Origin of the sequence: Urechidicola vernalis (assembly GCF_031846385.1) — a bacterium.
GTDB classification, from domain to species: Bacteria; Bacteroidota; Bacteroidia; order Flavobacteriales; family Flavobacteriaceae; genus Urechidicola; species Urechidicola vernalis.
This window is the reverse complement of the sequence record NZ_JAVRHV010000004.1, coordinates 56,549-70,921: the sequence shown is the minus strand read 5'-3', so window position 1 is coordinate 70,921 and position 14,373 is coordinate 56,549. Positions and strand designations below refer to the sequence as shown.

Sequence of the window (14,373 nt, the reverse complement as noted above, 5' to 3'; positions counted from 1 at the left end):
CCATCAAAAGTATATCTAATGCTGTCTAAACCCATAAAAATAAAATATTTATACTATTTTTGTACAGATTGTTAAATAATTAACAAATGAGAACAATAGCATCTTGTGTTGAAGAAATTTTAGTTGCACAACCATTTTTAGAGGAAGCCCTATCTAGAAATATTATCAATTACTCTGCCCTTGCAGAGGAACTGCAACGTCCTGTCAGTGTAATGCTTCATAAACCGGTAAAATCTGGAGCAATAATGATGGCTTTAAGAAGATATAACCCTCCGAAAGATTTAGGAAGTTCGTTAAAACTTCGACGCGTTCTACAAAATTTAGGAGACATAACTGTTCGTTCTAATTTAAGTGATTTTACTTTTCAAAATTCACGTACAATTATTGACAGTCATTCTAAAATCTTAGAACATTTAGGGACCAATACTTCAATATTCTACGCTTTTACCCGTGGAATTCATGAAAGTAACATTATTATTTCAAGTTCCGAAAAGAAAATTGTGACAGATTGCTTTAAGAATGAATCCCAAATAGGCCTTCAAGAAAACCTTTCCGCCATAAGCATCAGTTTACCTGCAAACAACTCAAAAATTACGGGCTTATACTATCAAATATTTAAGCGCTTGGCCTGGGAAGGAATCTCTCTTTACGAAGTCGTTTCTACCACCAATGAATTTACGATTCTAGTAGAAGACTACTTAGTCGACAAGGCTTTTTCGGTAATTAAGAGACTAAAAAGTTAAATTATGTCTCGTTTTTTTGAGTACAACAACATACAGGTTCAATATGAATCTACGGGTAAAGGACCAGCAATTGTTCTTTTGCATGGCTTTTTAGAAAATCTAGGTATGTGGGAATTTTTAATTCCACAAATCTCAAAGAAAAATAAAGTAATTTCTATTGACTTGTTAGGACATGGTAAGACTGGTAATTTAGGCTATGTACACACTATGGAAGATCATGCAAAACTTATAAGGGAATTGCTTAAAAGTTTAAATATTAGAAAAGCAACTCTTATTGGCCATTCCATGGGAGGGTATATTGCATTGGCTTTTGCAGATTTATATCCAAAAAACACAAAAGGATTTTGTTTACTTAACTCAACCGCTTTTGCTGATTCTAGCGCAAAAAAAGTAAGTAGGGAAAGAGCCATTAAAGCTGTAAAAGAAAATCACAAAACATTTATTAGAGTATCTATTCCAATGTTGTTTTCTAAGCATAACAGAAGACATTTAAAAAAACAAATTAACGAAGTAACTTCAGAAGCGTTAAAAACTTCGAAGCAAGGAATTATAGCGTCTTTAGAGGGGATGAAAATAAGAGAAGAAAGAATTGAATTGCTTCAAAATGAAACATTTAAAAAAATGCTGATTTTAGGTATAAATGACACTGTTTTAGACATTAGAATTCACAAAAATCAAGTTAAAAATACGACTACTAAATTTATAGAACTAAGGGATGGACATATGTCTCACATAGAGACGACCAATGATGTCGTTAATATATTATCTACTTTCTGCTAATTTTGCAAGTATATTTCCTTTTATAGGACTAATTAAAAAATAATAATCATGAAAAAAGTTTTTTTAATACTATTATCTTTTTCGGTATTTGGAATACAAACTATAAATGCGCAATCTAAAAAAGAATTAAAGCAACAACAAAAGGAGAAAGAATACAGCGCAACGAAAGAAATCATTGAAAGTGGGAATTTTGTGTTTGTTCCAGACTGGGTAAATACGCAAAAAGGAAGAAGAGTCAATATTACCGGAGATGGAAACACATTAAAAATTGAAGGAAAAAAGTCAACATCCGACTTACCTTTTTTTGGTGTTTCTCAAACGGCACATTATAGTGGTAATGGTGGAATTGTTTTTACAAACTCTAATACAGAATTCAGTACCGAATTTAATGATAAAAAATCCAAAATCATTATTAAATTCAAAGCTACAGAAAAATCGGAAACATTTGATATTCATATGGAAGTGTTTAGTAATGGAAACGCAACTGTTCGAATTTCGAGTAGTTCGAGAAACAGTATTTCTTATAATGGAAAAGTTACTCTCTTGGAAGACAAAAAAGACAATTAAATCTTTTTAATTCAAGAATTTAATTAACTTTAGACATTGAATTAAATTGATCACCAACTAAACTTTATATAAAATGAAATTCAAGTACTTATTAATTCTGACAATTACCTTATTCATTGGTCAAAATAGTTTTTCACAATCAAAAAAGGAAACTAAAAACAAGCAGAAACTTGAAGAATACAACGCTACTAAAAAAATGATTGAGGACGGAAGGGTTGTTTTTAAAGTTGCAAACTTAACACCTTACAAAGGATCTAATACTCAAGTTGTTGGAGATGGAGTCTTAATAGAAGAAAATTTTTTACATGTAAACTTGCCATTTGTTGGAAACTTCCAAGCGGGCTATACCCCAAGTAATAAGTCTAATATTGAATTTTCAACAGACGACACTATATTTGAGGTAATCTATAACGATAATAAGCAAAAAATTAAAATTAATTTTGAAGTTGTTCACAAAACAGAAACATTCACTTTTAATATGGCAATCTATAGAAATGGCAGAACCAATTTACAGGTTGTAAGTAATCTAAGATCAAGAATGGTTTATGATGGAATAATTGAATCAACACCAACGGTTAATTAGTCCTTTTTGAACGAATTCCAGCCCTGTGCAGTAAGTTCTATTTTCTGATTTGCGCGCGTAACTAAATTTATTCCTTCACTTTCATCCGTCATGTGACCTATTACAGTTAGATGTGGATTTGCTTTAATTTTTGGAAAGTCTTCTTGTTTAATTGTAAATAACAATTCATAATCCTCACCCCCACTTAATGCAATCGTAGTAGCATCAATTTCAAACTCTTCGCAAGTTGAAATTACTTGAGGATCTAATGGTATTTTATCCTCATACAAGTTACATCCAACTTCAGACTGTGTCGATAAATGTAGAATTTCTGAAGATAACCCATCCGAGATATCAATCATAGAAGTTGGTTTCACTTCTAAGTCCTTCAATAATTTTATTATGTCCTTTCTTGCTTCAGGCTTTAATTGCCTTTCAACTATATAAGAATATTGCTCTAAATCTGGCTGTGAATTTGGGTTCGCCGCAAAAACTTGTTTTTCTCTTTCCAAAACTTGTAATCCAAGATAGGCTCCTCCTATATCTCCTGAAACAACTAATAAATCATTTGGTTTGGCTCCATTTCTGTACACAACATCTTGTTCTGTCACTTCTCCTAATGCAGTAACGCTTATTAACAAACCTGTAGTAGAAGAAGTCGTATCTCCTCCAATCAAATCGACTTTATAAGTATCACAAGCCAATTGTATACCTGCATATAATTCTTCTACCGCTTCTAAAGGAAACCTATTTGATAGTGCTATGGAAACTGTAATCTGAGTGGCAGTTCCATTCATTGCGTACACATCAGATAAATTTACCATTACTGCCTTATATCCCAAATGCTTCAGAGGCATATAAGCCAAATCAAAATGAACTCCTTCAACCAATAAATCCGTTGTAACCAATGTCTGCTTATCAGAAAATTCTAAAACCGCAGCGTCATCGCCAATCGCTTTTTCAGTCGATTCTTGCTGAATTTTAAAATACTTTGTTAAATGTTTTATCAAACCGAATTCACCCAGTTCTGAAATAGACGTTCTCTGCTCATTCTTATCTTTTAACATGGTCCAAATATTTTATTGATTTAAATTTTGATACATTTGTTCAGAGTGCAAAATTCTATAATTTTTATCACATTAGCATGATTTTTGTGATTTATTGCTCAATTCAATCAAATTACATTATGAAAAAAAATACCCCCCTAAACCACTGTATATTTAGCGTGCTAATTCTTTTAGGGTTTATTGTTAATTCCTGCTCGGATGATTCTATTGAAACTCCTACCAATCCTCCTTCAAAAGCATTATTTGAATGTATTAACGGAATGGCTGGAGAATACCCTTGCAACGGTTACGATTTAATGGCACATGTTAGTACAGAAGAACTCGGAGGGCCAAATACAGAGGGGAACGATTCTTGGGGATGGACGGATCGCACCACTGGAAACGAATATGCCTTAGTCGGAATTAATAAAGGAACTGTTTTTATTGATATAACCGATGCTCAGAATCCGATTATACTAGGAACATTGCCTACTGCTACGGTAAATAGTTCTTGGAGAGATATTAAAGTGTTCAATAATCACGCGTTTATTGTAAGTGAAGCGCAGGACCATGGTATGCAAGTATTCGATTTAACTAGATTACGAAATGTTGTAAACGCTCCGGAAACATTTGCAGTGGATGCTCATTATACCGGTTTTGGAAACGCGCATAATATTGTTATTAATGAAGAATCTGGATTTGCGTATGCCGTTGGTACTAAGACATTTGGTGGTGGTGCTCATTTTATCAATGTGCAAAGCCCAAAAAACCCGATTGCAGCCGGAGGAATTTCAGATGGAGGATATAGCCACGATGCTCAAGTTGTAACCTATAACGGCCCAGATTTAGATTATACAGGAAAAGAAATATTAATTGGAAGTAATGGAGAACGATTTGGCGTAAATGAAGTTGTTATTGCCGATGTTACAGACAAATCAAATCCTACAATTATTAAAAAAATTACCTATTCACAACAAGGATACACACATCAAGGATGGTTTACTGAAGACATGAAGTATTTTATAGTCGGAGACGAATTAGATGAAATTGATTTTGGATTTAATACAAGAACATTAATTTTTGATTTAACCGACTTAGACAACCCGACTGAACATGCATCATATATCGGGCCAACAATGGCAATAGACCACAATGGCTATGTAAAAGGAAACACCTATTATATTGCAAATTATACTGCAGGCATAAGATTTATTGATATCACAAATATTGAAAGCGGAAACATATCAGAAGAGGGCTTTTTTGATACTTACCCTGCAAATGATAACGCAAGTTTTAATGGTGTATGGAATGTTTATCCATATTTTGAAAGCGGAAATATTATTGTTAACGATATAGAAGGTGGTTTTTATATAGTTCGAAAAAGCGGCACGTAATAATGAGAAAAATAGGCTTCATACTATTCATCTCTTTTTTCTTTTTCAATTGTTCAGACAAAGACGATTCTCTAACTCCTGAACCTGTTGTACCACAAATAAAATTTGTAAACACATATGGAGGAAGTTTGAACGACGTTGCAAATGACGTAATTAACACCAATGATGGTGGCTATATAGTAGCTGGGTTTACACAAAGCAACGATGGTGATGTCTCAGCGAAAACAGGTACAGACTTTGATTTTTGGTTGTTGAAGTTTAACAATTCTGATGAATTAAAATGGTCTAAATCATTTGGCGGTTCAGCTACCGAAAAGGCTTTCAAAATAATTCAGACTTCAGATAATGGTTTTGCTATTGCAGGTTATACAGATAGTCATGATGGAGACGTTTCAGAAAACAACGGACTATCAGACATTTGGATATTAAAACTGGATGCAATAGGAAATATATTATGGGAAAAATCTCACGGATTTTCAGGAATTGATCAAGCGTTATCTATTATTGAATCATCAGATAATGGGTTTATTGTTTCCGGTGTAATAGATGTGTCTGCATCTGGAGGTAATGGCAATGACAAATACGCAAATAAAAAGCATGCAGGTGGAGATTATTGGGCAATAAAATTAGATTCAAACGGCAACAAAGAATGGCGGCGCTATTTTGGCGGAACCTTTACTGAAACTGCTTTTGATGCGATTGAAACAAACGATAATGGGTTCATTCTAATTGGCTCTTCAGACAGCAATGACGTTGATATTTCCGACAATAAAGGAGAATATGATTTTTGGGTTGTAAAAATTGATGCAAATGGCATTTTAGAATGGGAAAAATCCTATGGAGGGACTCAAATTGATGAAGCTAAAAGTATTGCTAAATCTAAAGAAGGTGACGTTTTAATTTTAGGTGATAGCAGAAGTAATGACCAAGATATATCCAAACCCAAGGGTGCGGCTGATGTTTGGCTTGTAAAAATTTCAGAAAATGGTGACTTACTTTGGGAGAAATCCTACGGTGGTTCTAGTTTCGATGTAGGAAGGCATATAAGTCCTGCACAAGATGGTGGATTTCTTTTAGCAGGAAGTTCTAGAAGTAGAGATGGTGATCTTATTCTAAACCAAGGACAAAATGATGCCTGGATTTTAAAAATTGACGAATCAGGCAATTTAGAATGGCAAAAAAGTATTGGAGGTGGTGAGATAGATTTTGCTTACGGAATTTCCCAATTGCAAGATGGCAGCATTATTGCTGTCGGTGAAACATTTAGTAATAGTGGAGATATTATGGAAAACAAAGGTTTTTCTGATGTATTAATTATAAAGATCAACGTAGAATGAAATTTTTAAAACTTATAGTCCTATTATTTTTATTCGTTTTTATTTCTTGCAGTGATGATGATACAATCCAACCAACATCGGGTGAACTTTCAATTCAATTTAATCATAATTGGAACGGAAAAGAAATAAAATTTAATGAACAGAACTGTACAAATGCTTTTGGTCAAGAATTGAGTATAACAAAATTGCGCTATCTAATTTCTGATATCGTTTTACACCTTCCGGATAATACTTCAATTCCAATTGACGGATATATTTTAGTAGATTTAAACGAATCAAACCTAATTGCTTATGCTCCGAACATTCCATTTAACAATTACACCGGTATGTCATTTACTTTTGGATTTGATGAAAACGACAATTTAGATGGTGCCTACCCTGACTTAAATTCAGCATCTTGGAATTGGCCAACCATGTTAGGTGGCGGTTATCACTTTATGCAATTAGAAGGAAAATATGAAAGTGGAGGAACAGAAAACCCGTACGCATATCACATGGGTACCGCTAGAAAAAACCCCGGAGAATTTGAACAAAATTATTTCAATGTAGCACTGGATGGATTCAATTTCACACAAGAATCAACCATAAATATTCGAATGAATATAGCAGAATGGTTTACAAATCCATACGATTGGGATTTAGAAACCTACGATATAGATTTAATGATGAATTACCATGCGCAAAAACTAATGAATGTAAATGGAAAATCCGTGTTTAGCTTAGATGAAATCAATTAAAAACATATTACTTATTACTTCTGTTTTACTGTTTTTATGGAGTTGTGATGAAGACGGAATAACAACCTATGCTCCATACGAACCGACTCCATTACCTTTAGAAATTCCTAAATTATTCTCTGACAATATTATTGATCCAGTAATTCCTTTTGACAATCCTCAAACGGTTGAAGGAGTGAATTTGGGTAGAAAATTATTTTTTGACCCAATTTTATCTGGCGACAATAGTCAATCTTGTGCAGACTGTCATGCACCAGAAAATGCTTTTTCAGATGCCGATCGCTTTTCTGAAGGTATAAACGGTGATTTAGGTACACGAAACTCCATGCCTATTTTTAACTTGGCTTGGAATTACGACGAAAACTTTTTTTGGGATGGTCGCGCTTTTAGTTTAGAAAACCAAGCATTAGAACCCGTTGTAAACCCTATTGAAATGCACAGCGATTGGAAAATTAATGCCGAGAAATTAGCGAATCATGCTGAATATACTGAGTTGTTTTACCAAGCCTTTGGCAATGTAAAAATAGACTCGACTCTAGTAACAAAGGCTATTGCTCAATTTCAACGAACTTTAATTTCCGCAAACTCAAGATTTGATCAACATTTACTCGGCACAACAACTTTGACTCCTCAAGAATTGAATGGTTTCAATATTTTTATGGATGAATCGAAAGGAGACTGTTTTCATTGTCATGGAAATGCTAATAATCCGTTATGGACCGATAATATTTTTCACAACAACGGTTTAGACGCAACATTTACGGATTTAGGCTTAGGAGCCAAAACTGGAGACCCTGCAGACAACGGGAAATTTAGATCTCCTTCTCTTAGAAATTTAGCCTTTACCGCACCATTTATGCACGATGGTCGTTTTGCTACCTTGGAAGAAGTTATCATTCATTATTCTGAAGGATTACAACACTCATCTACCATCGACCCTTTAATGAAAGCCGTTGAAAATGGCGGGGTACAATTATCAGAATCTGACAAATCAGATTTAAAAGCCTTCCTGCTTTCGCTGTCAGACCCTACTTTCATTAACAACCCAGACTTTCAAAATCCGAATTAAACAGAGTTTCTTGCTTAAAAATGTAAGAACATTACTATTAAAAACGTCTATTAGTACATCTATTTATTCGATTGACAGTATATGATAAATATCATTTTTTGTCACTATATTTGCAGCCAATTTAGAATTAATCTATACTTTAATAATTATGATAAAAGTATCAGACATAGCGAAAAAGAAAGTCGTTGAATTAATGACTGAAGACGGCTTTGATGCAACAAATGATTTTGTTCGTGTTGGTGTAAAAAGCGGAGGATGCTCTGGACTTTCTTACGATTTAAAATTCGACAAAGAGCAATTAGAAGAAGATAAGGTTTTTGAAGACAATGGTATTCATATTGTTGTTGACAAGAAAAGTTTTTTATATCTAATTGGAACCACATTAGAGTATTCAGGTGGTCTAAATGGTACCGGGTTTGTTTTTCAAAACCCTAATGCCAATAGGACTTGTGGCTGTGGCGAGTCGTTTTCACTTTAATTTATTATCATGTCAAAATATACAGAAGACGATTTACGGGAAGAACTCGAAACTCAAGAATATGAGTATGGTTTCTATACCGATTTAGATGCGGAAACCTTTCCTAAAGGATTGAATGAAGATATTATTCGTGCTATTTCGGCTAAGAAAAATGAACCCGAATGGATGACCGATTGGCGTTTAGATGCCTTTCGAATTTGGGAACAAATGGAAGAGCCTGAATGGGCTAATGTAAATTATCCAAAACCAGATTTCCAAGCCATCAGTTATTATTCTGCACCTAAAAAAGCAGATCCTAATAAGTCTTTGGATGATGTAGATCCTGAATTATTAGAGATGTATAAGAAATTAGGGATTTCTATAGATGAGCAAAAGAAATTACAAGGAGTTGCAGTTGACATTGTTGTAGATTCTGTTTCTGTAGCAACAACTTTTAAAGAAACCTTGGCTGAAAAAGGCATTATTTTTATGCCAATTTCAGAAGCAATACAGGAATACCCAGAATTGGTAAAAAAATATATGGGAACTGTAGTTCCTAAAACTGATAATTTTTATGCTGCATTAAATTCTGCAGTATTTACTGATGGTTCATTTTGTTACATTCCGAAAGGTGTAAAATGTCCAATGGAATTATCGACCTACTTTAGAATTAATGAAGGAGGTACTGGACAATTCGAACGTACTTTAGTAGTAGCAGATGAAAGCAGTTATGTAAGTTACCTTGAGGGCTGTACAGCACCAGCACGTGACGAAAATCAATTGCATGCTGCAGTTGTAGAACTAATTGCATTAGACGATGCGGAAATAAAATATTCTACAGTTCAAAACTGGTTTCCCGGTGATAAAGACGGAAAAGGTGGTGTATTTAACTTTGTGACTAAAAGAGGAATTTGCCATACCAATTCAAAAATTTCTTGGACACAAGTTGAAACTGGAAGCGCCGTAACTTGGAAATATCCAAGTTGTGTATTAAAAGGTGATAATTCAGTTGGTGAATTTTATTCTATTGCTGTTACAAATAACTATCAGCAAGCAGATACTGGTACAAAAATGATACACCTTGGAAAAAACACCAAGAGTACCATCATATCAAAAGGTATTTCCGCAGGTAAATCTCAAAACTCTTATAGAGGACTTGTTCAGATTAATGGTAGGGCCGAAAATGCTCGGAACTTCTCTCAATGTGACTCATTATTGATGGGTAACAAATGTGGAGCGCATACTTTTCCATACATAGAATCAAAAAATAAGTCGGCACAAATAGAACACGAAGCAACAACAAGTAAAATTGGTGAGGATCAATTGTTCTATTGTAACCAACGTGGTATTGATACCGAAAAAGCAATCGCCTTAATTGTAAATGGATTCAGTAAGGAAGTATTGAATAAGTTACCTATGGAATTTGCTGTAGAAGCACAAAAATTATTAGAAATTAGTTTAGAAGGATCTGTTGGTTAAGAACCAACACATAAATATTAAAGCACATGCTTAAAATAGAAAATTTACACGCAGGAGTAGAAGATAAAGGAATACTTAAAGGAATTAACCTTGAGGTAAAAGCAGGAGAAGTACATGCTATTATGGGACCAAACGGGTCTGGTAAAAGTACGCTATCATCTGTAATTTCTGGAAATGAAGCGTTTGAAGTAACCGACGGAGATGTTATTTTAGAAGATGAATCAGTTTTAGAATTATCGCCTGACGAAAGAGCACATAAAGGTGTTTTCATGAGTTTTCAATACCCAATTGAAATTCCTGGGGTGAGTACTACAAACTTTATCAAAACGGCTATTAATGAAAAAAGAAAAGCCAATGGTGAAGAAGAACTTCCTGCAAAAGACATGTTAAAATTAATTCGTGAAAAATCTGCTTTGTTAGAAATGGATCGTAAATTTTTATCGCGTTCCTTAAATGAAGGATTTTCAGGTGGTGAGAAAAAACGTAATGAAATTTTTCAAATGGCAATGCTAGAGCCAAAATTAGCCATTCTAGATGAAACAGATTCTGGTTTGGATATTGATGCCTTAAAAATTGTAGCGAATGGTGTAAATAAATTACGTACTAAAGAAAATGCCGTAATCGTAATTACACACTACCAACGTTTGTTAGATTATATCGTACCAGATTTTGTGCACGTTTTACATGATGGTAAAATTGTAAAATCGGGAGGAAAAGAATTAGCGTTAGAATTAGAAGCAAAAGGATACGACTGGATTAAGTAAGAAACTATGTCATTAAAAGATAATTTAATATCGTCATTTATGGTGATGGAGAATCGAGGAAAAGTAGACCTAGATTCTGGATTTCATCAAATGCGCTCTGAAGCAATTAATGCTTTTGAATCTCAAGGGTTCCCTACCAAAAAAGACGAAGAGTGGAAATACACCTCATTAAACAGTGTATTAAAACACGACTACAGTATTTTTCCAAAATCTGAAGCAGCCGTTGAATTTAAAGAAGTTAAAAAATACTTTGTTCACGAAATTGAGACCTATAAAATTGTTTTTATTGACGGTGTTTATAGTTCGTTTTTATCGGAAACTACGCATGATGGATATGACATTTGTTTAATGTCTGCTGCCTTAAAAAAGCCAAAATATAAAATGGTATTAGATAATTATTTCAATACCATAGCAGATAAAGATAATAGTATCACCAATTTAAATACAGCCTTTACAATGGAAGGTGCCTATATTAATATTGGTAAAAATAAAGTGCTTCCTAAACCGATACAGATTGTAAACTTTTACACAGGAAGTGAAAAGGACATTCTATTACAACCGAGAAATTTGGTTGTTGTTGGAGAGAATTCTCATGTTCAAATTATTGAGCGCCACCAAAGTTTAAGCGACAACGTTGTATTAACCAATGCTGTTACAGAAATCTTCGCAAACAAAAGAGCCATTGTAGATCATTACAAAATTCAGAATGATAATGATAATGCTTCTATGATTGATAGTACGTACGTACAACAAAAAGCAAACAGTATAGTTTCTGTAAATACCTACTCATTTGGAGGGAAATTGACTCGAAACAATGTTGAGTTTTTCCATGAAGGAGAACATATTGAGTCTCATATCAATGGTATTTCTATATTGGATAAAAAACAACACGTAGATAATCATACTTTAATTCATCACAAATTTCCAAATTGCGAAAGTTTTGAATTGTACAAAGGTATTTTTGACGAGAGTTCTACAGGTGTTTTTAACGGAAAGGTAATTGTTGACCAAGAAGCACAAAAGACCAATGCATTTCAACAAAACAACAACATTTTAATTGGAGACAAAGCAACTATCAATGCAAAACCTCAATTAGAAATATTTGCTGATGACGTTAAATGTTCTCATGGATGTACCATTGGGCAATTAGATGAAAGTGCTATGTTCTATATGCAGTCTCGTGGTATTCCTGAAAAAGAGGCGAAGGCTTTGTTATTATACGCTTTTGGAAATGAAGTAGTAGAAAAAATTAAAATTCCAGAATTAAAAACACGAATCACAAAGTTGATTGCCAGCAAGTTAGGTGTTAAATTAGGTTTCGAAATTTAATTTAGGACATCAGAAAAACAAAAAGTCAGTATTTTAAATACTGGCTTTTTTGCTTTAAAAAATAATGGTTGTTGGACAAGTTTAATAATTGTCATTTTGAGCGAAGTCGAAAAATCTCAAACTTTTAATTTTAAATGCGTTTGAATGCTAAAAGATTCTTCATTCTCATTCAGAATGACACTTTTCAGACGACTTCATTTTATACTCCAGTACTGCCAAATCCTCCGGCACCACGTTCAGTTTCATCTAAATTTTCAACTACTTCCCACTCTGCTCTTTCGTGTTTTGCAATAACTAATTGGGCTATACGTTCTCCATCGTTAATGGTAAAATCATCATTAGAAAGGTTCACCAATATCACACCAATTTCTCCTCGGTAATCAGCATCTACAGTTCCAGGTGCATTTAGCACAGTAATTCCCTTTTTAGCAGCCAAACCACTTCTTGGTCTAACCTGTGCTTCCGCTCCCACTGGCAAAGCAATAAATAAACCTGTTTTTACAATTGTTCGCTCTAACGGTTTTAAAACAATTGGTTCGCTTAAATTAGCCCTTAAGTCCATCCCTGCTGAAGCAATTGTTTCGTAACTAGGTAAGTCGTGTTTTGATTTGTTAATTATATTTATTTTCATTTTGATTTTATTATTTGAAGAATTTCTTTTCTTTCATTCCAATATATAATGCTTGCAAATACGGCTATAAGTGCCGTTGATACCCAATAATTTTCTCTGAACTGTGTAAATGACAAAAAACAAATACCCACAGAAACAACTAAATAGATTGCCATCTTTTTTAAATTATAGGCTATTGGATAATACTTTCTACCTATAAAATACGATAGAACAGCCATTATTGCATAGGCCGCTAATGTGGCCCAAGCTGCCGCCATTATTCCGATTTTTTCTAAAAACAAGAAGTTTATAGCAATGGTTACAACTGCTCCAACAATTGAAAAATACATTCCGAATCTTGTCTTATCCGTTAGCTTGTACCAAACAGCCAAATTATGATATATCCCTAAAAACAAATACGCTAATAAAACTACTGGTACAATTATAACAGCATCCCAATAAGCCTCGTTTATGAATAATTTTTTTATAATATCAATGTAGCCCACAATTCCGACAAATACCAATGCACCAACTATTACAAAATAGTTTAATATTCTTGCATAGGTTCTCTTTGCATCCTTATTATCTGCATGATTAAAAAAGAAAGGTTCCGCTCCCAATCGAAACGCCATTATATATAGATTCATAAAAATGGCCAACTTATAACAAGCAGCATAAATTCCCATTTCAGAATCACCAATCAATCGTTTAATTAAAAATTTATCTAGGTTTTCATTTATTACATAGGCAACTCCAGCAACTGCAATTGGCCACCCGTATGAAAGCATTTTTCTAAGTAAAACACCATCAAAAATAAATTTAAATCGTAATAAATAGGGTAATAAAAGAATAAAGGAAACAGCGCTTCCCAATAAGTTTGCTATAAAAATATATTCAACTTTGGGAATCAACCCATAGTTGTTTTCAATTAAACTAGATACACTTTTCCCATTCTCTATTGCAGTTGGAATATACTTTAAGAACAAGAGGTTTATAACTACAATTATTCCAACATTTACCAATTTAATAAAGGTGTATTTTAAAGGTCTATTAGACGCTCGTAAATATGCAAATGGAATCATGGCCAACGTATCCAAAGCCATAATAGCAACAAAAACTTTTAACCTAAACGGATTGTTCTCAAAATCGAATACATGCAAAAACGAATCGAAGAAAATGATGATTATGGTTAAGAATATTCCTACACTCAAAACCGTCGCAATAAAGGCTGTTGAAATCAATGAATCCTTTTTCTTTTCTTTATTGTAAAACCTAAAGAAAGCGGTCTCCATACCAAAGGTTAACAATACTGCCCATAAGCTTGCCCAGATATAAAAATCGGTGTTTTCGGCATAATTATTAGTTGGCAAGGCATCAGTATGAATACGCACCAATAAAAAGTTAATTACCCGAGGTAAAACAGCTGCAATACCATAAATAATGGTGTCTTTAAAAAAACGTTTAAGTGCGCTCAAAGGGATGATTTCAGTAGTTACAAA

At 33.6% G+C, this 14,373-nt stretch carries 15 protein-coding genes; 12 read left to right on the top strand and 3 right to left on the bottom strand.

All coding sequences use genetic code 11. From position 1 onward, the window contains the following. The first annotated feature begins 86 nt into the window (after positions 1-86). From RM519_RS09015 to RM519_RS09000, 4 genes are all read left to right on the top strand, one after another. Complete coding sequence (locus RM519_RS09015; protein ID WP_311593391.1) at positions 87-743, top strand: endonuclease V; 657 nt, start codon at positions 87-89, stop codon at positions 741-743. 3 nt (positions 744-746) lie between these two features. Then, entirely contained in the window at positions 747-1,523 is a 777-nt protein-coding gene (locus tag RM519_RS09010; protein ID WP_311593390.1) for an alpha/beta fold hydrolase, read from the top strand. Between the two features lie 48 nt (positions 1,524-1,571). Further along, positions 1,572-2,090: a DUF4251 domain-containing protein gene (locus RM519_RS09005; RefSeq protein WP_311593388.1), complete on the top strand. Its 519-nt coding sequence runs from the start codon at positions 1,572-1,574 to the stop codon at positions 2,088-2,090. Between the two features lie 73 nt (positions 2,091-2,163). Beyond that, entirely contained in the window at positions 2,164-2,673 is a 510-nt protein-coding gene (locus RM519_RS09000) for a DUF4251 domain-containing protein (protein WP_311593387.1), read from the top strand. On the opposite strand, the gene thiL is transcribed toward RM519_RS09000, so the two are convergent. Continuing rightward, on the bottom strand, positions 2,670-3,719 hold the full coding sequence (gene thiL / locus RM519_RS08995) for a thiamine-phosphate kinase (protein ID WP_311593386.1): 1,050 nt from the start codon (positions 3,717-3,719) through the stop codon (positions 2,670-2,672). The genes RM519_RS09000 and thiL overlap by 4 nt on opposite strands. A gap of 119 nt (positions 3,720-3,838) precedes the next feature. Between thiL and RM519_RS08990 the strand changes: the two genes are divergently transcribed. The 8 genes from RM519_RS08990 (at position 3,839) to sufD (ending at position 12,264) form a co-directional block, all read left to right on the top strand. After that, entirely contained in the window at positions 3,839-5,092 is a 1,254-nt protein-coding gene (locus RM519_RS08990; protein WP_311593385.1) for a choice-of-anchor B family protein, read from the top strand. A 2-nt stretch (positions 5,093-5,094) separates the two neighbouring features. Continuing rightward, positions 5,095-6,429, top strand: a complete 1,335-nt coding sequence (locus RM519_RS08985; RefSeq protein WP_311593384.1) for a hypothetical protein — start codon at positions 5,095-5,097, stop codon at positions 6,427-6,429. After that, positions 6,426-7,166 (top strand): MbnP family protein, encoded by a 741-nt coding sequence (locus RM519_RS08980; protein WP_311593383.1) that lies wholly within the window; start codon positions 6,426-6,428, stop codon positions 7,164-7,166. The genes RM519_RS08985 and RM519_RS08980 overlap by 4 nt, the downstream gene beginning before the upstream one ends. Further along, positions 7,153-8,235: a cytochrome-c peroxidase gene (locus RM519_RS08975; RefSeq protein WP_311593382.1), complete on the top strand. Its 1,083-nt coding sequence runs from the start codon at positions 7,153-7,155 to the stop codon at positions 8,233-8,235. Before RM519_RS08980 ends, RM519_RS08975 begins: the two co-directional genes overlap by 14 nt. Before the next feature lie 148 nt (positions 8,236-8,383). After that, the gene (locus RM519_RS08970) at positions 8,384-8,713 is read left to right on the top strand and encodes a HesB/IscA family protein (protein WP_311593380.1); all 330 of its coding nucleotides are present in this window, start codon (positions 8,384-8,386) and stop codon (positions 8,711-8,713) included. 9 nt (positions 8,714-8,722) lie between these two features. Beyond that, entirely contained in the window at positions 8,723-10,171 is a 1,449-nt protein-coding gene (sufB, locus tag RM519_RS08965) for a Fe-S cluster assembly protein SufB (RefSeq protein WP_311593379.1), read from the top strand. 26 nt (positions 10,172-10,197) lie between these two features. Further along, a complete protein-coding gene (sufC, locus tag RM519_RS08960) occupies positions 10,198-10,935 on the top strand; it encodes a Fe-S cluster assembly ATPase SufC (RefSeq protein ID WP_311593378.1) in 738 nt (245 codons plus the stop codon). A gap of 6 nt (positions 10,936-10,941) precedes the next feature. Beyond that, positions 10,942-12,264: a Fe-S cluster assembly protein SufD gene (gene sufD / locus RM519_RS08955; protein ID WP_311593376.1), complete on the top strand. Its 1,323-nt coding sequence runs from the start codon at positions 10,942-10,944 to the stop codon at positions 12,262-12,264. A gap of 199 nt (positions 12,265-12,463) precedes the next feature. On the opposite strand, the gene dut is transcribed toward sufD, so the two are convergent. Both dut and RM519_RS08945 read right to left on the bottom strand, forming a co-directional pair. Then, entirely contained in the window at positions 12,464-12,895 is a 432-nt protein-coding gene (gene dut, locus RM519_RS08950; protein ID WP_311593375.1) for a dUTP diphosphatase, read from the bottom strand. Next, positions 12,892-14,349, bottom strand: a complete 1,458-nt coding sequence (locus tag RM519_RS08945; protein ID WP_311593374.1) for a lipopolysaccharide biosynthesis protein — start codon at positions 14,347-14,349, stop codon at positions 12,892-12,894. The genes dut and RM519_RS08945 overlap by 4 nt, the downstream gene beginning before the upstream one ends. Positions 14,350-14,373: the final 24 nt, after the last annotated feature.

Bases quoted from the DNA above. Each gene is read 5' to 3' on its own strand.
- RM519_RS09015 (WP_311593391.1), top strand. From the start codon at position 87: ATGAGAACAATAGCATCTTGTGTTGAAGAAATTTTAGTTGCACAACCA.
- RM519_RS09010 (WP_311593390.1), top strand. From the start codon at position 747: ATGTCTCGTTTTTTTGAGTACAACAACATACAGGTTCAATATGAATCT.
- RM519_RS09005 (WP_311593388.1), top strand. From the start codon at position 1,572: ATGAAAAAAGTTTTTTTAATACTATTATCTTTTTCGGTATTTGGAATA.
- RM519_RS09000 (WP_311593387.1), top strand. From the start codon at position 2,164: ATGAAATTCAAGTACTTATTAATTCTGACAATTACCTTATTCATTGGT.
- thiL (WP_311593386.1), bottom strand. From the start codon at position 3,719: ATGTTAAAAGATAAGAATGAGCAGAGAACGTCTATTTCAGAACTGGGT.
- RM519_RS08990 (WP_311593385.1), top strand. From the start codon at position 3,839: ATGAAAAAAAATACCCCCCTAAACCACTGTATATTTAGCGTGCTAATT.
- RM519_RS08985 (WP_311593384.1), top strand. From the start codon at position 5,095: ATGAGAAAAATAGGCTTCATACTATTCATCTCTTTTTTCTTTTTCAAT.
- RM519_RS08980 (WP_311593383.1), top strand. From the start codon at position 6,426: ATGAAATTTTTAAAACTTATAGTCCTATTATTTTTATTCGTTTTTATT.
- RM519_RS08975 (WP_311593382.1), top strand. From the start codon at position 7,153: ATGAAATCAATTAAAAACATATTACTTATTACTTCTGTTTTACTGTTT.
- RM519_RS08970 (WP_311593380.1), top strand. From the start codon at position 8,384: ATGATAAAAGTATCAGACATAGCGAAAAAGAAAGTCGTTGAATTAATG.
- sufB (WP_311593379.1), top strand. From the start codon at position 8,723: ATGTCAAAATATACAGAAGACGATTTACGGGAAGAACTCGAAACTCAA.
- sufC (WP_311593378.1), top strand. From the start codon at position 10,198: ATGCTTAAAATAGAAAATTTACACGCAGGAGTAGAAGATAAAGGAATA.
- sufD (WP_311593376.1), top strand. From the start codon at position 10,942: ATGTCATTAAAAGATAATTTAATATCGTCATTTATGGTGATGGAGAAT.
- dut (WP_311593375.1), bottom strand. From the start codon at position 12,895: ATGAAAATAAATATAATTAACAAATCAAAACACGACTTACCTAGTTAC.